At 69.7% G+C, this 21,850-nt stretch carries 17 protein-coding genes; 10 read left to right on the forward strand and 7 right to left on the reverse strand.

The genetic code is table 11. The features are described from left to right. Positions 1-2,254 (reverse strand): TonB-dependent receptor (locus ABLE43_RS05465; RefSeq protein ID WP_348977469.1); only part of this gene is annotated, 2,254 nt, incomplete at its 3' end. Positions 2,255-2,451: 197 nt separating this feature from the next. Between ABLE43_RS05465 and ABLE43_RS05470 the strand changes: the two genes are divergently transcribed. The 5 genes from ABLE43_RS05470 to ABLE43_RS05490 are packed head-to-tail and all read left to right on the forward strand — an operon-like array spanning position 2,452 to position 5,936. Continuing rightward, a complete protein-coding gene (locus ABLE43_RS05470) occupies positions 2,452-2,601 on the forward strand; it encodes a hypothetical protein (RefSeq protein ID WP_348977470.1) in 150 nt (49 codons plus the stop codon). Between the two features lies 1 nt (position 2,602). After that, a complete protein-coding gene (locus ABLE43_RS05475; RefSeq protein ID WP_348977471.1) occupies positions 2,603-3,550 on the forward strand; it encodes a hypothetical protein in 948 nt (315 codons plus the stop codon). Then, positions 3,538-4,428 (forward strand): transposase, encoded by an 891-nt coding sequence (locus ABLE43_RS05480; RefSeq protein ID WP_348977472.1) that lies wholly within the window; start codon positions 3,538-3,540, stop codon positions 4,426-4,428. The genes ABLE43_RS05475 and ABLE43_RS05480 overlap by 13 nt, the downstream gene beginning before the upstream one ends. A gap of 48 nt (positions 4,429-4,476) precedes the next feature. Next, complete coding sequence (locus ABLE43_RS05485; protein ID WP_348977473.1) at positions 4,477-5,112, forward strand: winged helix-turn-helix domain-containing protein; 636 nt, start codon at positions 4,477-4,479, stop codon at positions 5,110-5,112. 44 nt (positions 5,113-5,156) lie between these two features. After that, the gene (locus tag ABLE43_RS05490) at positions 5,157-5,936 is read left to right on the forward strand and encodes a crotonase/enoyl-CoA hydratase family protein (RefSeq protein ID WP_348977474.1); all 780 of its coding nucleotides are present in this window, start codon (positions 5,157-5,159) and stop codon (positions 5,934-5,936) included. A 155-nt stretch (positions 5,937-6,091) separates the two neighbouring features. Here ABLE43_RS05490 and aguB read toward each other — a convergent pair whose 3' ends face one another. The 6 genes from aguB to ABLE43_RS05520 all read right to left on the reverse strand — a co-directional run bounded on the left by aguB (position 6,092) and on the right by ABLE43_RS05520 (position 13,438). Continuing rightward, positions 6,092-6,937, reverse strand: coding sequence for an N-carbamoylputrescine amidase (aguB, locus tag ABLE43_RS05495; RefSeq protein ID WP_348977475.1), 846 nt, complete (start codon positions 6,935-6,937; stop codon positions 6,092-6,094). A gap of 11 nt (positions 6,938-6,948) precedes the next feature. After that, the gene (locus ABLE43_RS05500) at positions 6,949-7,914 is read right to left on the reverse strand and encodes an agmatine deiminase family protein (RefSeq protein WP_348977476.1); all 966 of its coding nucleotides are present in this window, start codon (positions 7,912-7,914) and stop codon (positions 6,949-6,951) included. Between the two features lie 70 nt (positions 7,915-7,984). Then, entirely contained in the window at positions 7,985-8,314 is a 330-nt protein-coding gene (locus tag ABLE43_RS05505) for an ExbD/TolR family protein (RefSeq protein WP_348977477.1), read from the reverse strand. A 61-nt stretch (positions 8,315-8,375) separates the two neighbouring features. After that, the gene (locus tag ABLE43_RS05510) at positions 8,376-9,494 is read right to left on the reverse strand and encodes a DUF3667 domain-containing protein (protein ID WP_348977478.1); all 1,119 of its coding nucleotides are present in this window, start codon (positions 9,492-9,494) and stop codon (positions 8,376-8,378) included. Positions 9,495-9,523: 29 nt separating this feature from the next. Next, the gene (locus tag ABLE43_RS05515) at positions 9,524-11,161 is read right to left on the reverse strand and encodes a M28 family peptidase (protein ID WP_348977479.1); all 1,638 of its coding nucleotides are present in this window, start codon (positions 11,159-11,161) and stop codon (positions 9,524-9,526) included. 135 nt (positions 11,162-11,296) lie between these two features. Further along, complete coding sequence (locus tag ABLE43_RS05520; RefSeq protein WP_348977480.1) at positions 11,297-13,438, reverse strand: TonB-dependent receptor; 2,142 nt, start codon at positions 13,436-13,438, stop codon at positions 11,297-11,299. Between the two features lie 134 nt (positions 13,439-13,572). On the opposite strand from ABLE43_RS05520, the gene ABLE43_RS05525 reads away from it, so the two are divergent. From ABLE43_RS05525 to ABLE43_RS05545, 5 genes are all read left to right on the forward strand, one after another. Next, complete coding sequence (locus ABLE43_RS05525) at positions 13,573-14,364, forward strand: IclR family transcriptional regulator (protein WP_348977481.1); 792 nt, start codon at positions 13,573-13,575, stop codon at positions 14,362-14,364. Positions 14,365-14,495: 131 nt separating this feature from the next. Then, positions 14,496-15,785 (forward strand): L-fuconate dehydratase, encoded by a 1,290-nt coding sequence (locus tag ABLE43_RS05530; RefSeq protein ID WP_348977482.1) that lies wholly within the window; start codon positions 14,496-14,498, stop codon positions 15,783-15,785. An 82-nt stretch (positions 15,786-15,867) separates the two neighbouring features. Next, on the forward strand, positions 15,868-17,490 hold the full coding sequence (locus ABLE43_RS05535; RefSeq protein ID WP_348977483.1) for a DUF5597 domain-containing protein: 1,623 nt from the start codon (positions 15,868-15,870) through the stop codon (positions 17,488-17,490). Then, positions 17,487-20,342 carry a TIM-barrel domain-containing protein gene (locus ABLE43_RS05540; RefSeq protein ID WP_348977484.1) on the forward strand — a complete coding sequence of 952 codons (2,856 nt, stop codon included), beginning with the start codon at positions 17,487-17,489 and terminating at the stop codon, positions 20,340-20,342. Before ABLE43_RS05535 ends, ABLE43_RS05540 begins: the two co-directional genes overlap by 4 nt. Positions 20,343-20,683: 341 nt before the next feature. Beyond that, positions 20,684-21,850, forward strand: a complete 1,167-nt coding sequence (locus ABLE43_RS05545) for an efflux RND transporter periplasmic adaptor subunit (protein ID WP_348977692.1) — start codon at positions 20,684-20,686, stop codon at positions 21,848-21,850.

The raw sequence follows: 21,850 nt of genomic DNA on the forward strand, positions 1-21,850 counted from the left end.
CGCCGCCGCCGAAACCGCGTCCGCCGCCGCCGCCGGGGCCGCCGAAGCCGCGGCCGCCGCCCGGCCCGCCGAAGCCGCGCCCTTCGCCGCGCGGGCCGTCGCCGGGCGGCGGCGGCGGGTCGTCGCTGGTCGGACGGTTCGCCTCCGCCGCCTCGCGTGCGGCGCGGCGCGCCTCCATCCGTGCCTGCCGCTGCGCCTCCGCGGCGCGCGAGCGGGCGGTGGTGATCCGCTGGAAGATATTGACGCCATATTTCAGCTGGCTGGTCTCCGACCGGGCGAAATTGACCGCGCGGGTGTCGAGCCGGGTCAGCGTGCCGTCGGCGTCGCGCACGAAGCGGTCGGGAAAGGCGTCCTGGATCGCGGCGGTGATCGCCGGGAAGCCCTGGATCGGATTGGTCGCGCGTTCGGACAGGTAATCCGCCTGGAACGTCCAGTTGCGGTCGGTCCACGGCTTGACGTTCAGCCCCAGCTTGAAGCTCTTGTTCGTCTCGGCGACCAGCCCCGGATTGCCGCCGGTGACGGTGGTCACGTCGACGCTCTGCCCGCGCACATAATCGAACACCCGCACGAACGGGGTGACGACCGTCGGATTGCCGAGCTGCTGCTGGCTCGGCGCGTTTTCTTCCGTCGTGAAGTTGGCGATGATCCGCACCGGCGTGATCGGCTGCCAGTTGACGCCATAGCCATAGGTGGTGAGCGTGCCGAAGTCCGACAGCCGCTCCAGCTCGACGTTGCCGTTCAGCGACAGCCGCCCGAGGAACGACAGCACGCCGCGCTGCGCATTGGCGATCGGCAGGTCGAGATTGGCGCGCACCGACCCCGAATCGCGCCCCAGATCGGTCGTGGTGTCGATCCCGCTGCGCTGCGAACGGCTGCTGAAATCGGTGGTCCTGCCTGCGAGGCGGACACTGGCATTGGCTTCACCGGCAGGCAGCGCAAAGGGGGAGCCGGACACCAGCCCCTCGATCGCGCCCGCGCTCGATACCGATTTGGCGCGATCGGCGGTGCGCAGGAAGCTGCCCAGATCGCCGAACGGGCTGGCGGTCCCGGCGAGCACCCCTGCCTGAAGCGTCGTCGCGTCGACGCCGCGTTCGGTCGTCGTCTCGGTTTCGGTGCGGTCGTAGCTGCCGTTGAGCGTCCAGCGCCACCGCCCGATATCGCCGTTCAGCACGACGCCGAGATTGGCGGTCGTCGTCTCGGCATTGCGGCGCAGCGGGTCGCCATCGGCATAGCGCAGCACCCGCACGTCGTTGGCGAAGGGCGAGAAGGGCGACGTCTCGGGCAGGGTGAGCGACAGGCCGGGCAGGCCGAGCAGCGATTCGCTGCGGTTGACCTCGATCCGCGCATTGGCGGTGGCCGCGACATTGCCGAACACGTTGCGGCTGTAGACGCCGTTGGCCGAGAACCGGTCGCTCTGCCCCTGGAGCGTGCGGAACGGGGTGGTATCGGTGACGTTCGGGCTGCCCGCCAGCGCGGCGAACCCGGCCAGCGTCGGTGCGCCCGCAGGCACGCCCGCGATGGTGGCGGTGCCGAGCGCCGGATCGATCGCCGCGCCGCTGACGGTCGACACCACATTGCCGGTCCGGTCGAACGCCGTGCCGGTGGGGTTGGGCAGGATGCCGCGCTCGCTCTCCAGCAGGTTGGAGGTCGTCTCCGCCTGAAGGTTCAGGTTGAACCGCCTGTCGCGATCGACGCGGACGAGGCCGCCTTCGGCCTCGAAGTTGCTCGACCCCCCTTGCGTCGGCGCGCTGCCCTCCAGCTCGCCGGTATAGCTGCGGAAGCGCGGGCGCAGGACGAAGTTGATGACCTTCTGGTCGGCGCGATAGCCGAACTTGAGCGCCACTTCCTCAGGCAGGATGTCGACGCGCAGCAACGCCTCGGGCGGGAAGTCGGCGATCTCGCGGATGCCCGCCGAGCGGCGTCCGTTGACGAGGATCACCGGATCGCCGCCGCGCACCGACTGGACCTGCGGCGCGAGTTCGCTCAGCAGTTCGGTGATCGAATTGCTGCCGTAGCTGCGGATGTCGGCGGGGGAGAGTTGCAGTTCCGGCTTGATGTCGCCGGGGACCGATCCGGCGGGCGGACGACCGGTGACGACGATCTCCTCGACGTCGCCCTCGGCCTCCGCCGTTTCGGGGGCGGGCGCGGCGGCAGGGGCGGCGGGTTGCGGCGTTGCCTGTGGCGCGGGTGCCTGCATCCCCCATGCGGCGGGGGCGGTGCCCAGTGCCAGTATCGCCAACGTCCACCGCGCCATCCATATGTCTCCCGTTCGTGCCGCGACCGCGCGGCGCTGCCCCGGCTAACGTCCAAATGTCGCACGAATATCGCAACATCCGGCAAAAACGTGCCCGCCACCCGATCGGCCGTTACAGCGATGTAACTAGGGCGCGGTTCCCGATGAACCTACGCTGGCCCGTGCGGGCGCGATGCCCGGCTGCAAGGGAGTCGCACATGCCGGGTATCGCGCTGCACGAGATCGTCGAACTGGACACGCCGGTGGCCATCGCCGGCGCGATCCGCACGACCGAGGCGACCGGCGACCAGGTGTTCGAGTATCTGATCGCGATCGCAATGCTGGTCTATGAAATGACGCCGGGCTGAGATGGGCGCGGGCGTCGATCCGGCGCTGCGCGATGCGATCGCCGCCGCGCGGGAACGCTCGCTCGCCCGGGCGCGGGATGCGGCGCGGGCCGATCCGCTGGCCCCGGTCGCCGAGCGGCTGGCGGCAGCGGTGACGCTGGCCGATGCGGAGGCGGCGGCGCGGGCGGTGCTGGGGGACATCGGCTGGCTATACGCCGTGCTCGGCGAGGGCGTGCGCGCGCTGGGCGACGACCCGCTGTCGGAACCGGCCTTCACCGCACGGCGCGATACGCTGCGCAGCGGCCTCGTCCTGCTCGATACCGCCGCGGCGAGCGTGACGCTGGCCGCGATCGATCCGCGCGCATCGGCCGCGCATCGCCTGCCCGACCGGCTGGTGGTCGGCGGGCGGGTGGCCTGGACCCGCTATCTGCGCGGCGGCGGGGCGCAGCTCTGGCGCTGGCGTGCCGACAGCGTCGATGCGGCATGGCATGCCGGGGTCGCCGCAACCGCCCGACCGCTGTCGGTGCTGCCGCTGGCCGACGACATGGTGGTGCGGATCGACGGGCGGTGCGACGCGATGCTGCTCACCGGTCCGTCCGCGCCGATCGTGTCGCTGAGCGTCACGCTGCACCGGGATGCCGCGCCGTTCATGCGCGAATATGACCGCGCGAGCGGGCGGTTGCTGCGCGTCGCCACGCTCGACGAGGACGCGGCACGCGCGCAGATGCTGCTGACGCTGGTGCGCGAACTGGGGCAGGGCACGCCCGACATGTTCGCGGCGGCGACGCGCGACCCGGCGTTCTTCCTGCGCTGGGACGCGATGCGCGAATGGCTGGCGAGCGATGCGGCGGCGGCGCTTCCCGCCTTGCGGGCGATGACCCTCGATCCGCATCCGGAGGTCGCCCGCGCGGCCACGGCGATGCTGCCGCTGGTCGAGGCACGCTTCGGCGGGGGCGCATGCCGCGGGTGATCGATCCCGGCGCGGGCGAGGCGATCGGGCTCGACGATCTGGTCGACCTGCTGCACGAAGCGGCGATCGACGTACGCGACGAGGATGCCTTCGCCGCGCTCGGTCCCGCGCTTGCCCGGCTGGGGCGCAACCGGCGGTTCCTGGGCGACATGGCGCTGGCCGAACTCAAGCAGCGCTGTCGCGGGCAGCGCACGGGCAATGCCTATGGCGCACAGGTGCTGCTGCTGCACCCGCCCGACGGGCGCTATGTGCTGCGCGCCAATTTCTGGCCCGCGGCGCAGGACCGGGCATTGCGCGCGGGCGGGCGGGCCGCGTTCTTCTACGACCTGCCGCACGACCATAATTTCCCGTTCCTGACGGTCGGTTATCACGGTCCGGGCTATTGGAGCGACGACTATCGCTATGACGTGACCGCGATCGACGGGCGGCTCGGCGAGGCGGCGGGGCTGCGCTACGTCGGACGCTCGCGGCTCGATTCCGGGCGGGTGCTGCTCTACCGCATGCGCGACGACGTGCATGTGCAACTGCCGCCCGACGCATTCTCGGTATCGCTCAACATCCTCGGCTATGATGCGGCGCAGCCGTGGCTCGACCAGTATCGCTTCGACATCCGCCGCGACACCATCGCCGAGGTGCTGACCTCGACCCCTGCAGAGGCGCTGCTGTCGCTGGCGGTGGCGATCGGCCTGCCCGACGGGATCGATCTTGCCGACAGTTTCGCCCGGCGCCATCCGTGCGCGCGGATGCGGCTGACCGCGCTCGATGCGCTGGCGCAGGCGCTGCCCGGCGATACCCGCCGCTTCGTGCGTGCCTGCGACGATCCCGATCCCCGCGTCGCCGGCTATGCGCGGCAATGGCTGCAAGAGACTGATCCATAACGGATACGCTTCGCCGGACCATGCGGAACGATGCGTTAGACTGGGGCGATGTCGATCGTCGCCTGCCTGACCCCGGTCCCGTCGCTGATTGCGCCCGCCGCGGCACGCGGGCTGGCGCTGCGTCCGCTGGCGGAGGCACCCGATGCGATCGTGCGGCTCGCGCGCTGGCGGCAAGGGGACGGCTGCATCGCGCGGCGGCTGGGCGACGCGCGCGGCGGCAACGGCGCGGCGCGGGCGATGCTGCTGGTCGACGACGGCGATGCGCTGGCCGCCGGGCTGGAGGCGGGGGCGGACGATGCCGCCACGATCGCGGCGAGCCCGGTCGAGATCGTCGCGCGGCTGGCGGCGCTGCTGCGCGCCGGGGCGACCACCCGCCACAGCCGGATCGGCGACCTGACGATCGACCGGCTGGCGCAGCGGGTGTGCCGGGCCGACCGGGCGATCCCGTTGCTGCCGCGCGAATATGCGGTGCTGCTCCACCTTGCCGACCATGCCGGGCAGACGGTGTCGCGCGCGGCGCTGCTGCGTGGGGTGTGGGCGCGGGAGTTCGATCCGGGCACCAATGTCGTGCAGGTGCAGATCTCGCGGCTGCGCGCCAAGCTGGACGCGGCGGGTCCGCCGCTGATCCACACCGATCGTGGCGGCGGCTATCGGCTATCGGCTGGCGACCGGCTGACCGGCTGACCGGCTTGCGCTATCGTCTCGCCCAACGATCGGGAGAGGCGCGGATGGCACGGGTGACGCTGGAGATGGCGGGCGGGATCGCCGAGGTGCGGCTGGACCGCCCGGACAAGCGCAACGCCATCGACCCGGCGATGTTCGCCGAACTAGGCGATGCGATTGCCACGCTGGCGGAGTCGAACGCGCGCTGCGTCGTGCTGTCGGGCGCAGGCGCGATGTTCTGTGCGGGGCTGGACCTGTCCGCGATGGCGGCGGGGGCGGACGCGATCGATCTGGCGCGGGTCGTGGCGGGTGACGCCAATCTGGTGCAGCAGGTGGCGTGGGGCTGGCGGACGCTGCCGATGCCGGTGATCGCGGCGGTGCACGGCGCGGCGCTGGGCGGCGGCTTGCAGATCATGGCCGGGGCCGACATCCGCATCGCGCACGGCGCGACCCGCTTCGCGGTGGCGGAGGCGGCGTGGGGGCTGGTCGCCGACATGGGCGGCTTCGCCCTGTGGCGCGGGGTGCGCGATGACGTGCTGCGCGAACTCGCCTTCACCGCGCGGACGTTCGATGCGGCGGAGGCGCTGGCCGCGGGGTTCGTCACCCGCCTGTCGGACGATCCGCTGGGGGCGGCGCGCGACATGGCGCGGGCGATCGCGGCGCGCAGCCCGGCGGCGGTGCGGGCGGCCAAACGGCTGGCGAACCTTGCCGCCGATGCGCCCGCATCCGTGATCCTCGCCGCCGAACGCGCGGAACAGATCGCGCTGTTGCAGGGGCCGGAGCATCGCGAGGCGGTCCGCGCCGGGCTGGAAGGGCGACCGGCGCGGTTCGGCGACGGGGGTTGAACTGGTTCACGCGGCGGCGCGGAGGCGCGGAAAGTCTGCCGATCGCGTCGCGATCTCTCCCGCATCCGTTCGATGCAGCATAACGGGGTAGCGCCAAGCGCGACCCCTCCGCGCCTCCGCGTGAACCGATCCCCCTCTGCCGCAATCGTCCCGCGTCAGATGTCCTGCACCAGCCGCCCGTACAGTTCGGGCCGCCGGTCGCGGAAGAAGCCGAACGCCGCGCGGTGCCGCCTGACCCTCTCGAGGTCGAGCGTGGCGGTGATGACGCCCTCTTCCTCGCGGTCGAGTTCGGCCAGCACGTCGCCGCGCTCGTCGACGATGAACGAGGTGCCGTAGAAGGTCTGGCCATGCTCCACGCCGATGCGGTTCGCGGCGACCACCGGCACGACGTTCGACACCGCATGGCCGACCATCGCCCGCCGCCACAGCCGCGCGGTATCGAGGCTGGTGTCGTGCGGCTCGCTGCCGATCGCGGTCGGATAGAACAGGATTTCCGCCCCCATCAGCATCAGCGCGCGCGCCGTCTCCGGATACCACTGGTCCCAGCAGATGCCGACGCCGAGCTTGGCGGGGCCGTCCCACACCTTGAACCCGGTGTTGCCGGGGCGGAAATAGAATTTTTCCTCGTAGCCCGGCCCATCGGGGATGTGGCTCTTGCGATACACGCCCTGGATGCGCCCGTCGGGATCGATCATCGCGAGGCTGTTGTAATGATGCGGCCCGTCCGCCTCGAAGAAGCTGGTCGGGATGTACACCTTCAGCTCGGCGGCGAGGGCCTGCATCGCCTGTACCGCCTTGTGCTCGGTGGTCGGCTTGGCGTTGGCGAACAGCCCCTCGTCCTCGACGCGGCAGAAATATTCGCCCTCGAACAATTCGGGCGGCAGCACGACCTGCGCGCCGCGTGCCGCCGCCTCGCGCACCAGGTGGGTGATATGGGCGATGTTGCGGTCGATGTCGGGCGTGAAGCCCGCCTGGATCGCGGCGACGGAAATCTGGGTCATGACGGGGTTCCTTACGCCGGAATCTGCTGGCTGATGCAGTGGAAGCTGCCGCCGCCGGTCAGGATATGATCGGCGCGCAGGCCCGTGACGTCGCGGTCGGGGAAGATCGCGGCGATCGCCGCCACCGCGGCCGTGTCGCTGTCGGTGCCGTAGAGCGGCACGACGACGGCGGCGTTGCCGATGTAGAAGTTCATGTGGCTGGCCGGGATCACCTCGTCCTCGTCCGACAGGACGCGACCGGGGGAAGGGACGCGCACCACCTCGACGCCGAACGCCGCCGCGCGGTCCGCCGCATCCTGATAGACGCGCCAGTTGGGGTCGTTCTCCGCCGCCTCCGGCAAGGCCAGCCGGTTGGGGCCGACGAAGCGCGCCAGATTGTCGACATGGCCGTCGGTATGGTCGTTGAGCAGCCCGTCGCCCAGCCACAGCACCCGGTCGTATCCCAGATCCTCGCGCAGCCGGGTTTCGGCGGCTTCCTTGTGGAAGTCGCGGTTGCGGTTGGGGTTGAGCAGGCACTGTTCGGTGGTCACGACCAGGCCGGTGCCGTCGCCGTCGATCGCGCCGCCCTCGATGATCCAGTCATGCTCGGCAACCGCCATCCCCCGCTCGGCGGCGAGGCGCGTGCCGACATCGTCGTCGCCGGGCAGGTCGTATTTCCCGCCCCAGCCGTTGAAGCGGAAGTGATGCGCGGTGCCGTCCCCGCCGACGATCGCGCCGGTATCGCGCAGCCAGATGTCGCCGAACGGCTGCACGCTCACCTCGGCAAAGGGCGCGCGGGCGCGCGCGTCCGCCGCCGCTTCGTCGTCGGCGGCGACGAGGATCACGCTCTCGCCGCGCCCCCCGGCATCGACGGCACGGGCAAAGGCGACGACTTCGTCACGCGCGGGGTCGAGGTCTTCCAGCCACAGTTCGGGGTGGCTGGGATAGCCGATCCAGACGGCGGCATGGGGGGCCCATTCGGGCTTAGGCGGTGTCATGCGCGCGCAGATAGGGGGTGATGCGGGCAGGGCCAAGGTGATTCGCCGCTTCGATGCGCCTGCCCGGCCGCTATCCGGGTGGCGGGACCGGTGGGCCGTAGGTCCGTTCCCACGCGGTGCGCTCCGCGCAACGACCCGCGCGGCACATCGGCAGCGCGTCGAGCGTCCGCCGGACCGCTTCCAGCGCGGCGCAAGGCGCCTCGCGGTCATGGTCGAGGCGCAGCGCCGGTGGCGGCGACTGCCGGTCGATCGCCCGGACATGGCGTGCCAGTTCGGTTGCGCCGACGGGCTTGCCGTTCAGGTGGATGCCGCCCGCCGCATCCACCCGGATGCGGACGATCGCCGGATCGATGCCGCGCATCAGGTCGTCGCGCAGCGGCCAGCCGCGTTCGCGCGGCACGCAGACCGGCTGCGGCGGTCCGCTGCATGCCGCCAGCGCGATACAGGCCGCCGCCGCGCGCCTAATCCGCCAGCCCCATCGACAGCAGCAGCAGGAAGAAGGCGAGCGAGGTGAAGCTGATGACGTGCAGCAGCGCCGCCGTGCGCCACAGCGCGCTGAACCGGCGGAGTTCGTAGGCGTAGCGCAGTTGCTTGTACATGTGCACCGGCGGGATCAGGATCAGCGCGCTCCATGCGATCGTCCGTCCGAACCCGCCCAGCGCCCAGCCGACCAGCGTCAGCACCACCACCAGCAGCGACATGGCGGCGATCGAATAGGTCGCGAACACCGCATGGTCGTACAGGCCGAAGCGTCGCCGCCACGCGAACATGACCCACAGGAACGGCAGCGCCATCGGGATCAGTGCCCAGCTGTATTTATAGCCGCTGCTCTTCATCTTGTAGAACAGCAGCTTGGGGTTGGCTCGTGCCACGTCGATCTTGTGCTGGAGCCAGCCGCCCGTCGCATCCCCGACCCCGTTCGCCGATGCGGCGGGTTGGGCGGGGGTGTCGCCGCCGCCCGGCAGGAAACGCGCCGCCGCCCGCAATCCGCTCAACTCGCCGCGCGCGCCGCGAATCTGCCCGTCGATCCGGGAGGTGTCGCCGCCTGCCGCGAGGACGGTCGCGCGGCTCGCCTTCAGCCTTGCCAGTTCGCCCTGCGCCTTTTCGATCTGCCGATCGATCTCGTCCCGCGGCGTGGCGAGCGCGGCGGTGTCGATCGTCTTGTCGCTCGGGGCAAACCAGCCGGGGACGTTGCCGACCACGAGGAACATCAGGAAGACCGAGAACAGGAACATCGCCATCGGCGTGACGAACTTGACCCGCTCGCCGTCGACATAGCGCCGGGTCAGCTGGCCGGGCCGGAACGCCAGCATCGGCAGCGTCGACCAGAACTTGCCCTCGAAATGGAACACGCCGTGCAGTACGTCGTGCGCGAAGCCGATGATGTCGCGGTGGAGATGCGCCCCCTGCCCGCAGGCGTGGCAGAAGGCGCCGGTCAGCGCGGTGCCGCAATTGGCGCAGTCCGCGCCGTGCAGGTGATGGGCATCGGCGCGCCCCCCGGCGGGCGATGTCTCACGTTCGACCGCGCGGGCCGCGATCCCGCCGGTGACGAGCGCCCCGGCATCCTCGATTCCGTCCATCGTTTCCCGTCCCCCCGGTCGGTGTTGTGCTACTTCGCGGCGCGGCTCCGGTCGCGGATGCCGCGGAATTCGTCACCCGCCACCCAGTTGGGCCATGCGGTGGTGTTCCCCAGCTCGCGCCCGATCGTGTAGAACAGGCTCAGGTCCTGCGCGACGCCCGCCCAGTTCCAGTTCGGGTCATATTCGTCCTTCGGCCCGTGGTAGCGCTTCTCGGTATAGTCCTTCGCCGCGGCCTCGCCCGCCGCCTTTCCGCCCGCGACCAGATCGTCGCCCGAATCGACGTAGAGCATCGGCACGCCGTGCTTGGCGAGGCTGAAATGGTCGGAGCGATAGTAATAGCCGTTCTGTGGGCTGGGATCGGCCTCCGCCACCCGGCCCTGTGCCTTGAGCGCGCGGTCGAGATAGGCGTCGAGTTCCGACTTGCCCTTGCCGACCACGACGACGTTCTTCGCCGGGCCTGCGAGCGACAGCGCGTCCATGTTGATGCCGCCGACGGTCTTGTTCAGTGGATAGACCGGATTGTTGCCGTAATAGGCAGAGCCGAGCAGCCCCGATTCCTCGCCGGTCACCGCCAGATACACCTGGCTGCGCTCGGTCGCGCCTGCCTTCGCATTGGCTTCGGCCAGTGCGATCAGCGCGGCGGTGCCGGTCGCGTTGTCGACCGCGCCGTTGCAGATGTCGTCGCCGTCGGGGGCCGCCTCGCAGCGCCCCAGATGGTCCCAATGGGCGGTGAACAGCACCACCTCGTTGGGGCGCTTCTTGCCCGGCAGGATGCCGACGACGTTCTTCGACGCATGGCGGCGGACCTGGTTGTCGAACGACACGCTGGCCTTGACCCCGGTCAGCGGCACCGCGCGGAACCCCTTGCGCTGCGCGGCGGCGACCAGCTGGTCATAGTCCTTGCCCGCGCCCGCGAGCAGCCGTTTGGCGGCGGCAAGCTGGATCCAGCCGATCGCCTTGCTCTGGTCCATATGGTTGTTGGCGGCATCCGCCACCTGCTGCGCGCCGGTCCAGCTCGACTGGACGACGTTCCAGCCGTAGGCGGCGGGTACGGTGTCGTGGACGATGATCGCCGCTGCCGCCCCCTGTCGCGCCGCTTCCTCGTACTTGTAGGTCCAGCGCCCGTAATAGGTCATCGCCTTGCCGCCGAAGGTACCGGTGAGCGTGGGGCTGGCATAATCGGGATCGTTGACGAGGATCAGCACCGTCTTGCCGCGCACATCGACCTCGGCATAGTCGTTCCAGCCCTTTTCGGGGGCGTTGATGCCATAGCCGACGAACACGACGTCGCTGTCCTTCACCACCGATTTCGGCGTCACCTGATAGGTGCCGACGACCATCTCGGGGCCATAGGCGAGCGATATCGGTGTGCCCGCGCCGGTGAAGGTGAGCGGCGACACGTTGCGGGCGGTGATCTCCACCAGCGGCACGTCCTGATACCAGCTGCCCTTGTTGCCGGGCTTCAGCCCGACGCGGGCGAATTCCTTCGCCAGATAGGCGAGCGTCTTCTCCTCGCCGACGGTGCCGGGCGCGCGGCCCTCGAACGCATCGGACGACAGGATGCGCGTCGCCTCCTTCGCCGTTTCGATCGAGATCGGGGCGGGGGCCGTCTGCGCCGGCGCCGGGTGGGCGGCGGTCAGACAGGCGGCGAACAGCAACGGACGCATTCAACCTCCGGGAAGGAAAGGAGTATGCGCCGGTTGTGGCATGGCGGACCGGCATCGGCAACGTCTTGGAACGATGCGACCCGCCGCCCCGTCGTCATTCCGGCCTTCGCCGGAATGACGACGGGGCGTGCCCGGTTACAGTGCCAGCCGCGCGGTCAGCCGGATGTCGCGCCCGGCGAGCGGCGCGAAATCCTTGAGGAAGCTGGCGTGGCGCCGTGCTTCCACGTCGAACAGGTTGTTGGCCGACAGGGTGAGGCTGGTCCGGCTGGCGGTACCGAACGGGCGGAACGCGACCGATGCGTTGACCATCGTATAGGCGGGGGTGGTCGTCTCCAGCGCGGCGACCCGGTCCTGCGCCGTCACATGCTCGACTTCGCCGCGCAGCTGCACCAGCCGTCCCTGCGCCTCGATGCCGCCGAGCAGGCGCAGCGGCGGGATGCGCGGCGCCGGGCCGCGATCGACGATGGTCGCGCGGGTATAGTCGGCAAGGCCGTCGAGGTTGATCGCCGTCTCGCCGATGCGGGCGAGCCGCGCCGACGCCTCCGCCTCGAAGCCCCACAGGCGCGCGTCGGCCTGTTGGTACTGGAATACCGGCAGGCCGTCTTCCTCCGCGCCGGTCGGGTTCTCGTAGATGAAGTTGCGGAACCAGTTGTGATAGGCCGACAGCCCGAATCTGTAGCCGTCGCCCGAGCCCTTGAGCGTCGCTTCCAGCCCGTCGCTGATCTCCTTGACGAAGCCGGGGTTGCCGACCTCGAACGCCTGGGTGCCCGCATGCGGCCCGTTGGCGAACAGTTCCTCGGCCGAGGGCGAGCGTTCGGTGTGGCTGGCGTTGACGCCGAAGCGGGCGCTGCCGCCCAGCCCCACGCTGCCGCCGAGCGAGCCCGAGAAGCTGTCGAAGCGGCGGCGGATGTTGCCGTTGCCCAGATCGGCGTCGGCACTGGCGCGGGCGATGCCATATTCGTAGCGCCCGCCGGCCTCGGCGCGGAACGCCCCCAGATCGAGCGACTGGAGCGTGAACAGCCCGAACTGCTGCGTCTCGCTCTTGGGGATGAATTTCTCCTCGCCGACGATGTTCAGGTCGCGGATGAACATCTGCCCGCCCAGCGCCCCGCGCCAGCCGCCGCGTGCCGCCTGCACCGCCTCCACCCGCGCCTCGAGGCCGCGGTTGTAGAAGCTGGTGCCGATCTCGCCGGTGTCCTCGATCTCGTCGTGGCGATAGTCGGCGATGCCGGCGCGCAGCCGCAGCTTCTCGACGAAGCCGCCGCCGGTATTCACCTCGCCGCGCAGGTCGGCGCGGGTCTGGCGGACGTGCAGCGTCACCTGTTCGTGGCCATGGCCCTCCTCCTCGCCATGGTCGTGGTCGTGGTCGTCGTCGCCGTGATCGTGATCGTCATGATCGGCGACGTCGAACCGTTCCGGCACGCCGTAGCGATTGTCGAGATGGCTGACCGAGAAGCCGAGGTTGCCGGTATCGGTCACGATCGCCGCGCCGCCCGCGACCTCCCACATCTCTGACGCCGAATTGGGCAGCTTGCCCCGCAGGTCGGCCAGTTCGCGCACCTCGCGATCGTCGCTCGCCGCCGCCTGTGCCCGGAACGGGCGCGACAGGATATGGCCGCCGGTCTCCAGATCGCCGGTCTTCGCATAGGTGCCGTCGAGGTGGAACACGACCTTGCCCGCCACCGGCACGTCGATCGCCGCCGATCCGCTGCGCTCGTTCGCCGCCGATCCGTAGCTGGCGATCGCATCGGCATGGACCGGCTCGGTCGGCACGCGGCGCGGGATGCGGCTGTCGATCACGTTGACCACGCCGCCGATCGCCGACGATCCGAACAGCAGCGCGGCGGGCCCGCGCAGCACCTCGATCCGGTCGGCGGTCAGCGGATTGATCGCGACGGCATGGTCGACCGAGGTGTTCGACACGTCGAAGCTGCCGATGCCGTCGGTCAGCACGCGCACCCGCTCGCCCTGAAGCCCGCGCAGCACCGGGCGCGAGGCGTTGGGGCCGAAGCTGGTCGCAGAGACGCCCGGCTGGCGCGCCAGCGTCTCGCCGATCGTCGGGCGCAGCTCGCGGGTCAGTTCCTGCCCGCTCAGCACGCTGGTGCCCGACAGCACGTCGGCCTGATTGCGGGCATAGGGCGCGGTGACGACGACTTCGGCCGGGGTATCCTCGTGATAGCGGTCGCCCGGCGTCGCGGCGGGCGGGGCGCTCTGGGCGAGCGCCGCTGCGGGCATGAACAGCGCGGTACCGGACAACCACAGGGCGGGACGGATCATGGGCAGGAGACTCCGGGGAACGATGACGGACCCGCTTAACGTAAGACGATACAACGTATCAACATCATTGTGCAGTGCGGGACGACGCCCGCGCCATCTTGCGCCCCATCCGCTTTGCGGCCACCGTCCGCGTCATGACGACCGAACCGATCGAGGAGGGCGGCGACGATCGCCGCTATCGTGCGCCCGCGCTGGAAAAGGGACTCGACATCCTCGAACTGCTGGCGGGCACGTCGACGCCGCTGACGCTGACCCAGATCGTCCAGCGGCTGGGCCGGTCGCACGGCGAACTGTTCCGCATGGTGCAGGTGCTCGAATATCGCGGCTACCTGTCCGCCGAGCCGGGGGGCGAGGGCTATTCGCTCAGCGACCGGCTGTTCTCGCTCGGCATGAACCAGCCGCGCACCCGCCACCTGATCGAGGTCGCGATCCCCGAGATGCGGCAACTGGCCGAGGCGACCGGCCAGTCGTGCCATATCGCGATGCACACCATGGGCGACATGGTGGTGGTCGCGCGGATGGAGTCGGCGGAGCAGTTGGGCTTTTCGGTCCGCGTCGGCTATCGCCGACCGTTGTTGCAGGCGGCGTCGGGCGCGGTGCTCTATGCCTTTCAGCCCGACGACGTGCGCGCGCGCTGGGAAGCGCTGCTCGACCCGCAGCCCGATGCGGCGACGCTGGCGGCGTTCCGCGCCCATGCCGAAGCGGTGCGCGAACGCGCGATCGAGCGGACGCCGAGCCGCTTCGTCGCGGGCGTGACCGACCTGTCGGCCCCGATCCTGCGCGGCGGTGCGGCGGCGGCGGCGCTGACCATGCCCTATCTCGCCAAGCTGGGCGAGACCGATGCGATCGATGCGGCGGCAGCGGCGGTGCAGGCGACGGCGACACGCATCTCGGCACTGCTGCCCGGCGGGGACCATCACCCCTGATCCGATAATCGCCGTTGCAGGAAAAAAAGACTTCACATATGAAAATGTGAATCGGCGTCATTCCGGCGACCGAACGGGGCGGCGCGATTCGGGGCAAGGGGTCGGGCGCGTCCGGGGGGGAGCGACGGCGCATGACGATCATCACCCGGCTGTCGGTCCACGACATTCGTTTCCCCACCTCCGCGTTCCTCGACGGATCGGACGCGATGAACCCCGAACCGGATTATTCGGCGGCCTATTGCATCCTCGAAACCGATACGCCGGGGCTGGAGGGGCATGGGCTGACCTTCACCATCGGGCGCGGCAACGATTTGTGCTGCGCGGCGATCGCCTCCCTCGCGCCGCTGGTCGAGGGGCTGTCGCTGGACGATATCCGCCGCGACGGGGCGGGGTTCTGGCGGCGGATGACCGGCGACAGCCAGTTGCGCTGGGTCGGGCCGGAAAAGGGCATCATCCACCTCGCCACCGGCGCGGTCGTCAATGCGGTCTGGGATCTGCTGGCGAAGGTGGCGGGGCTGCCGCTCTGGGACTATATCGGCGGCATGTCCCCGGCGGAGATCGTCGCGCTGATCGACTTCCGCTACATCACCGACTGCATCACCCCCGACGAGGCGCTGGCGCTGCTGACCGATCGGGCGGCGGGCAAGGATGCGCGGCGGCAGGCGCTGCTGGCGGAAGGCTATCCGGCCTATACCACCTCGCCCGGCTGGCTCGGCTATCCGGACGGGAAGCTGGTGCGGCTGTGTCGCGAGGCGGTGGCCGACGGCTTTACCCATATCAAGCTGAAGGTCGGCGGCGATCCGGCGGACGATCGCCGCCGCGTCGCGCTGGCGCGCGAGACGATCGGGCCGGACATCGACCTGATGATCGACGCGAACCAGGTGTGGGAGGTGGATCAGGCGATCGCGCGGGTGAACGACCTCGCCTTCGCCCGCCCGCGCTTCATCGAGGAGCCGACCTCGCCCGACGATGTGGAGGGGCATCGCGCCATCCGGCAGGGGGTGGCCCCGGTGCAGGTCGCGACCGGCGAGATGTGCCAGAACCGCATCGTCTTCAAGCAGTTCATCATGCGTGAAGCGCTCGACGTGGTGCAGATCGACGCCTGCCGGCTGGGCGGCGTGAACGAGGTGCTGGCGGTGCTGCTGATGGCGGCCAAATACGACCTCGCGGTCTGGCCGCATGCCGGGGGGGTGGGGCTGTGCGAATATGTCCAGCACCTGTCGATGATCGACTACCTGTGCTTTTCGGGGCGCAAGGACGATCGCGCGGCCGAATTCGTCGATCACCTGCACGAGCATTTCGTCGATCCGTGCATCGTCGAACGCGGCGCCTATCGCGCGCCCGCGCGGCCCGGCTATTCGATCGAGATGCACCGCGCGTCGATGGACGCGCATCGCTGGACCGGCGGCGCGCCGCAATAGTCGTACAAACCGCTTGTAACCCGCCGCGGTTTTCGACAAGACCCATACTGACAGCGTAGGACAATACGTCGGGGGGAAGAGGATGCGGCTTCGATTCGCAGCGGCGATGCTGATGGCGGCTGCGTGGCCCGCCGCGCTTGCGGCGCAGGCCCCGCTGCCCGCGCTCGCCAGTCGCGACGGACGCCATGCGCTGATGGTCGACGGCGCGCCGTATCTGATGCTGGGGGTGCAGGCGAACAATTCGACCAACTATCCCGCGATGCTGCCGAAGCTGTGGCCGATGGTCGCGCGGCTCCACGCCAACATCGTCGAGATTCCGGTGGCGTGGGAACAGATCGAGCCGGAGGAAGGGCGGTTCGACTTCTCCTATCTCGACACGCTGTTGCCGCAGGCGCGCGAGCGCGGCGTGCGGCTGGTGCTGCTGTGGTTCGGGACGTGGAAGAACACCTCGCCCGGCTATGTCCCCGCCTGGGTCAAGACCGACAACGCCCGCTTTCCCCGGATGCGCACCCCCGACGGCAAGGCGCATTATGCGCTGAGCCCGCACGGCGCGAACACGCTGGCGGCGGACCGCACGGCGTTCGTCGCGCTGATGCGCTACCTGCGGGAGAAAGACCCGCAGCACACGGTCATCATGGTCCAGCCGGAGAACGAGGTCGGCGTCTACCAGCAGAGCCGCGACTATTCGCCGGAGGCGAACCGCCTGTTCGCGCAGGCCATTCCAGCGGAGTTGGCGAAGCGGACGGGCAAGTCGGGCAGCTGGGCGCAGGCGTTCGGCAAGGCGGCGGATACCTATTTCAACGCATGGTACACCGCGCGCTACATCGAACAGATCGCCGCCGCCGGTCGGCGCGAGAAGGACCTGCCGATGTACGTCAACGCAGCGGTCGGCGATCCCTTCGGCGTACCGGCCTTGAGCGGCGGCGCGAGCGGCGGCCCCGACTGGGCGGTGATCGACGTGTGGAAGGTCGCGGCACCCCATATCGACGTGCTGGCCCCCGACCTCTACGGCCGCGATCCCAGGGGCTATGTGAAGTTCCTCGACCATTACGCCCGGCCCGACAATGCGCTGATGGTGCCGGAGACCGGCAACGCCGCCGATTTCGCGCGCTTCCTCTGGCCTGCGCTCGGCAAGGGTGCGATCGGCTGGGCGCCGTTCGGCATGGATGACACCGGCTATGCCAACTACCCGCTCGGCGCCAAGGTGCTCGACGCGGCGACGCTCGATGCGTTTGCGTCCAAATATGCGCTGCTGGCCCCCCAGGCACGCGGCTGGGCGCGCCTCGCCTATGCCCATCCGACCTGGGGATCGACCAAGGGGCTGGACCCCGCGCAGCAGCGGCAGGTGATGGGCCGGTGGCAGGTCGATGCGATCTACGACGAATGGCAGTTCGGCGATCGCGACGCGCCGTGGCTGAAGAGCGATCCGGTGCCCACCGCAGGCCAGCCGGTCGGCGGCGCGGCGGTGATCCAGATCGCCCCCGACCAGTTCCTCGCGGTCGGCAGCGACGTGCGGCTGAAGTTCGCGCTCGCCCGCGCACAGGGCAGCGAACAGGCGGTGGCGCTGCGCGTCGAGGAAGGCAGCATCGACGACACCGGCCGCTTCACGCCGATCCGGGTGTGGAACGGCGACCAGACCGATTACGGCCTGAACTTCACGCAGCCCACCATGCTGCGCATCACGATGGGGACGTTTCGCGGATGAAGACCTTGTGGAAAGCTGCGCTGCTGGCGGCATCGGCGATTGCGACCCCGGCGTTCGCCGCCGACGTGAAACAGGTGCCGAACGGCGTGGTCGTCACCCCCGATGCCGGGCCTGCCAAGCGCGTGCGCGTGCTCGTCTATGGCGACGACCGGTTCCGCGTCACCGCCTTTCCCACCGCCGACACCGACCTGCCCGACAGCCTGATGGTCGTGGCACGCCCGACCGGCAGCTACAGGGTCGCGCAGGCGAACGGCGTGGTCACGATCACCGCCGCCAAGGCGAGCGCGGAGATCGACCTCGATGACGGCGAGGTCCGCTTCCGCGACGCGACCGGCAAGGTGACGCTGGCCGAGGCACCGCGCGCGCCCTTCGCGCCCACGACCGCCGACGGCAAGCCGTTCGTCGCCACCCGGCAACAGTTCAACCGCGGCACGACCGAAGGGTTCTTCGGGCTTGGCCAGCACCAGAACCGGCAGATGGACTATCGCGGGCAGGACGTGGAGCTTGCCCAGCACAATATGGACATCGGCATCCCCTTCGTCCTGTCGACCAACAACTACGGCGTGCTGTGGGACAATAACGGTATCACCCGCTTCGGCGATCCGCGCGGCTACAAGCTGGTGGGCGAGGGGCTGAAGGTCGGCAGCGGCGGCAGGCCGGGGTGGACCGCGCGCTATTATCTGGGCGACCAGCTGAAGGTCACGCGCCAGGAACCCACGATCAACTATCAGTTCATCAAGGATCAGGCGAACTATCCGGCGGAGGCCAAGGCGCAGACCGTCGCCGCCACCACCGGACAGAATACCGCCGGGAACGCCGTGCAGTCGCAGAAGGTCGTGTGGACCGGGCAGGTCACGCCGGACCGGACCGGCGTCCACAAGTTCCGCCTCTATTCGTCGAGCTACGTCCGGGTGTTCGTCGACGGCAAGGAGGTGCTGAACCGCTGGCGGCAGAACTGGAACCCGTGGTTCCACAATTTCGACCTGCCCCTGACCGCGGGCAAGGCGGCGGACATCCGCATCGAATGGGAACCGAACGCGGGCTATATCGCGCTGTTCGGCAACGATCCGCTCGACGCGCAGGACCGCAACTCGCTGTGGTGGTCGTCGGACGTGGCCAGGGCGATCGACTATTACTACGTCGGCGGCAGCAACCTCGACGGCGTGGTCGCGGGCTATCGCGCGCTCACCGGCAAGGCGGTGATGATGCCCAGATGGGCGTACGGCTTCTGGCAGAGCCGCCAGCGCTACGAGACGCAGGAACAGCTGCTCGGGGTCGTCCGCGAATATCGCAAGCGGCGCATTCCGCTCGACAACATCGTGCTCGACTGGTTCTACTGGCCCGAGGACGAGTGGGGCAGCCACGATTTCGACAAGGCGCGCTTCCCCGATCCGGTGGCGATGGTGAACGAGGTCCACGCCAACAACGCGCAGATCATGATCTCGGTCTGGCCGAAATTCTATCCGAACACCGACAATGCCAAGGAACTGGCGGCCAGGGGCTATCTCTATCAGGGCAATCTGAAGGCGGGGGAGCGCGACTGGGTCGGCAAGGGGTATCTGAACACCGACTACGACCCCTATGCCCCGGAAGCGCGCGCGATCTATTTCCGGCAGATGCGCGAGAAGCTGGTCGCCAAGGGCTTCGACGCATGGTGGATGGACGCGACCGAGCCGGACATCCACTCCAACCTGTCGATCGAACAGCGCATCGACCGGATGGGGCCGACGGCGCAAGGTCCGGCGGCCAGCTTCTTCAACAGCTTCCCGCTGGTCCATGCCGAGGGGGTGGCCAACGGGCTACGCGGCGCGCAGCCGGGGCGGCGGCCGTTCATCCTGACGCGATCGGGCTTCGGCGGGCAGCAGCGTACCTCGTCGGCATTGTGGTCGGGCGATGTCGCGGCGCGCTGGGACGATCTGCGCGACCAGATTTCGGCGGGCACCAACCTGTCGATGACCGGGGTGCCCAACTGGACCCACGACATCGGCGGCTTCGCGGTCGAGGACCGCTACAGCAAGGCCGATCCCGCCGCGCTGCCCGAATGGCGGGAACTCCAGACCCGCTGGTTCCAGTTCGGCGCGTTCAGCCCGCTGTTCCGCAGCCATGGCGAGACGCCGAAGCGCGAGATCTATGAACTGGGCAGGGACGACCCGGCGCTCTACGCGACGCTCGTCGCCTATACCCGCCTGCGCTACCGCCTGCTGCCCTATGTCTATACGCTGGCGGCGGACAGTTTCGCGAAGGACGGCACGATGATGCGCGGCCTCGCGATGGACTTCCCCGCCGACCGGCGCGGGTGGAGCGTGGACGACGAATATATGTTCGGCCCCGCCTTCCTCGTCGCCCCCGTCACGCAGTTCAAGGCGCGCAGCCGGGACGTGTATCTGCCCGCCGGGGCCGACTGGTACGACTTCGCGACCGGTGCCTATCGGAAGGGCGGGCAGAGCGTCACCGCCGCCGCGCCGCTCAACCGCATGCCGCTGTATGTCCGTGCCGGATCGATCGTGCCGACCGGGCCGGAGGTGCAATATGCGGGCGAGCAGCCGAACGGACCGATCGTGCTCCACGTCTTCACCGGGCGCGACGGATCGTTCGAGCTGTACGACGACGACGGCACCAGCGACGGCTATGCCCGCGGCGAGTTCGCCCGCGTGCCGGTGACATGGAACGAGGCGAGCCGCACGCTGACGATCGGCGCGCGCGCGGGCAGCTATCCGGGGATGGCGGCGACCCGGCAGATGTCGGTGCGCTTCCACACGCCGGGCAAGGCGGTGGCACCGGACTTCGCGATGAACCCGGCGACGGCCGTGACGTATGCCGGACGGGCGGTGACGGTGCCGATGAAGCGCTGATCGGCTCTTTCGTCATTCCCGCGCAGGCGGGAATCCATACACGCTTACGCCGCAGATGGAGTCGCCATCGTGGTGGATATGGATTCCCGCCTGCGCAGGAATGACGAAGGGCGCTGGTCCGAACGCCGCGCCCCCGCGACAATTTGCGACAACTCGCGGATTGCGCGCCCGGCGATCGCGGGTAAGACGGCAGGGTTCATGAAACTTTCGGACGACCGGACGGTTTGACGCCCGGCGCGTCCGCGCCGACCTGTCCGCTCTGCCACCGCTTCGTCCCGAAGGTGCCCGCCTTGATCCGACTGCCCGCGTGTCCGCGCGTCCTTCCGACTGCCGCCGGGCTGATGCTGATCCTGTCGCTCGCCGCGTGCGGCGGCAAGGATGCTTCGTCCGAAAAGAAGGGCAAGGGGGATCGCGGTCCCGCCACGGTCGGCTTCGTCGTGGTCCGCCCGACCAGCGTGGCGCAGACGATCGACCTTGCCGCGCGGGTCGTCGCCTATCAGCAGTCGGAGGTGCGCCCGCAGGTGGCAGGGATCATCCGCCGCCGCTATTTCACCGAAGGCGCGCTGGTCCGCGCCGGGCAGACGCTCTACGAGATCGACCCGCGCCTGTACCGCGCGCAGGCGAACGAGGCGGTCGCCAATCTCAACAGCGCGCGCGCCAATGCGGAGGCGACGCGCATCCGCGCCGAACGCTATCGCCCGCTCGCCGAGATCGAGGCTGTGAGCCGCCAGGACTATACCGACGCGGCGGCGCAGGCGCGGCAGGCGGCGGCGGCGGTCGAGCAGAGCCGTGCGCAGTTGCAGACCGCGCAGGTCAACCTGTCCTTCACCCGCGTCCCCGCCCCGATCACCGGGCGGATCGGGCGCAGCTATTTCACCGAAGGCGCGCTGGTGACGACGGGGCAGGCCGATCCGCTGGCGGTGATCCAGCGATTGGACCCGATCTTCGTCGATATCCAGCAATCGAGCGCCGACCTGCTGGCGCTGCGCCGGTCGCTGGCCAGCGGCGGGGCGGTGCCCGCCTCCGCCGCGGTGCGGCTGCAACTGGAGGACGGCAGCACCTATGGCGCGACCGGCACGGTCCAGTTCGCCGAGGTGATGGTCAACGCCCAGACCGGCACCGTGACGCTGCGCGCCCGCTTCCCCAATCCGGACGGCGTGCTGCTGCCCGGCATGTTCGTGCGCGCCAGCCTGGCGCAGGCGATCAACACCCGCGCGATGCTGGTGCCGCAACAGGCGGTGAAGCGCGATCCCAAGGGGCAGGCGACCGTCTTCGTCGTCGGCCCCGGCGACACCGCGGTGCAAAAGGTCATCCAGGCCGATCGCACCCAGGGCCAGTTCTGGGTCGTGACCGGCGGTCTGAACCCCGGCGACAAGGTGATCGTGCAGGGCACCGCCAACCTGCGACCCAAGGCGAAGATCCGCCCGGTCCCCGCCAACGCCCCGCAACGCATCGCCCCGCCGCAGCATCAGGGCGACAACGCATCCGCGCCCGCAAAGGCGGGATAG

Source organism: Sphingomonas silueang, assembly GCF_040049155.1.
In the GTDB taxonomy this organism is placed as follows: domain Bacteria; phylum Pseudomonadota; class Alphaproteobacteria; order Sphingomonadales; family Sphingomonadaceae; genus Sphingomonas; species Sphingomonas silueang.

Bases quoted from the DNA above. Each gene is read 5' to 3' on its own strand.
- ABLE43_RS05470 (WP_348977470.1), top strand. From the start codon at position 2,452: ATGCCGGGTATCGCGCTGCACGAGATCGTCGAACTGGACACGCCGGTG.
- ABLE43_RS05475 (WP_348977471.1), top strand. From the start codon at position 2,603: ATGGGCGCGGGCGTCGATCCGGCGCTGCGCGATGCGATCGCCGCCGCG.
- ABLE43_RS05480 (WP_348977472.1), top strand. From the start codon at position 3,538: ATGCCGCGGGTGATCGATCCCGGCGCGGGCGAGGCGATCGGGCTCGAC.
- ABLE43_RS05485 (WP_348977473.1), top strand. From the start codon at position 4,477: ATGTCGATCGTCGCCTGCCTGACCCCGGTCCCGTCGCTGATTGCGCCC.
- ABLE43_RS05490 (WP_348977474.1), top strand. From the start codon at position 5,157: ATGGCACGGGTGACGCTGGAGATGGCGGGCGGGATCGCCGAGGTGCGG.
- aguB (WP_348977475.1), bottom strand. From the start codon at position 6,937: ATGACCCAGATTTCCGTCGCCGCGATCCAGGCGGGCTTCACGCCCGAC.
- ABLE43_RS05500 (WP_348977476.1), bottom strand. From the start codon at position 7,914: ATGACACCGCCTAAGCCCGAATGGGCCCCCCATGCCGCCGTCTGGATC.
- ABLE43_RS05510 (WP_348977478.1), bottom strand. From the start codon at position 9,494: ATGGACGGAATCGAGGATGCCGGGGCGCTCGTCACCGGCGGGATCGCG.
- ABLE43_RS05515 (WP_348977479.1), bottom strand. From the start codon at position 11,161: ATGCGTCCGTTGCTGTTCGCCGCCTGTCTGACCGCCGCCCACCCGGCG.
- ABLE43_RS05520 (WP_348977480.1), bottom strand. From the start codon at position 13,438: ATGATCCGTCCCGCCCTGTGGTTGTCCGGTACCGCGCTGTTCATGCCC.
- ABLE43_RS05525 (WP_348977481.1), top strand. From the start codon at position 13,573: ATGACGACCGAACCGATCGAGGAGGGCGGCGACGATCGCCGCTATCGT.
- ABLE43_RS05530 (WP_348977482.1), top strand. From the start codon at position 14,496: ATGACGATCATCACCCGGCTGTCGGTCCACGACATTCGTTTCCCCACC.
- ABLE43_RS05535 (WP_348977483.1), top strand. From the start codon at position 15,868: ATGCGGCTTCGATTCGCAGCGGCGATGCTGATGGCGGCTGCGTGGCCC.
- ABLE43_RS05540 (WP_348977484.1), top strand. From the start codon at position 17,487: ATGAAGACCTTGTGGAAAGCTGCGCTGCTGGCGGCATCGGCGATTGCG.
- ABLE43_RS05545 (WP_348977692.1), top strand. From the start codon at position 20,684: ATGCTGATCCTGTCGCTCGCCGCGTGCGGCGGCAAGGATGCTTCGTCC.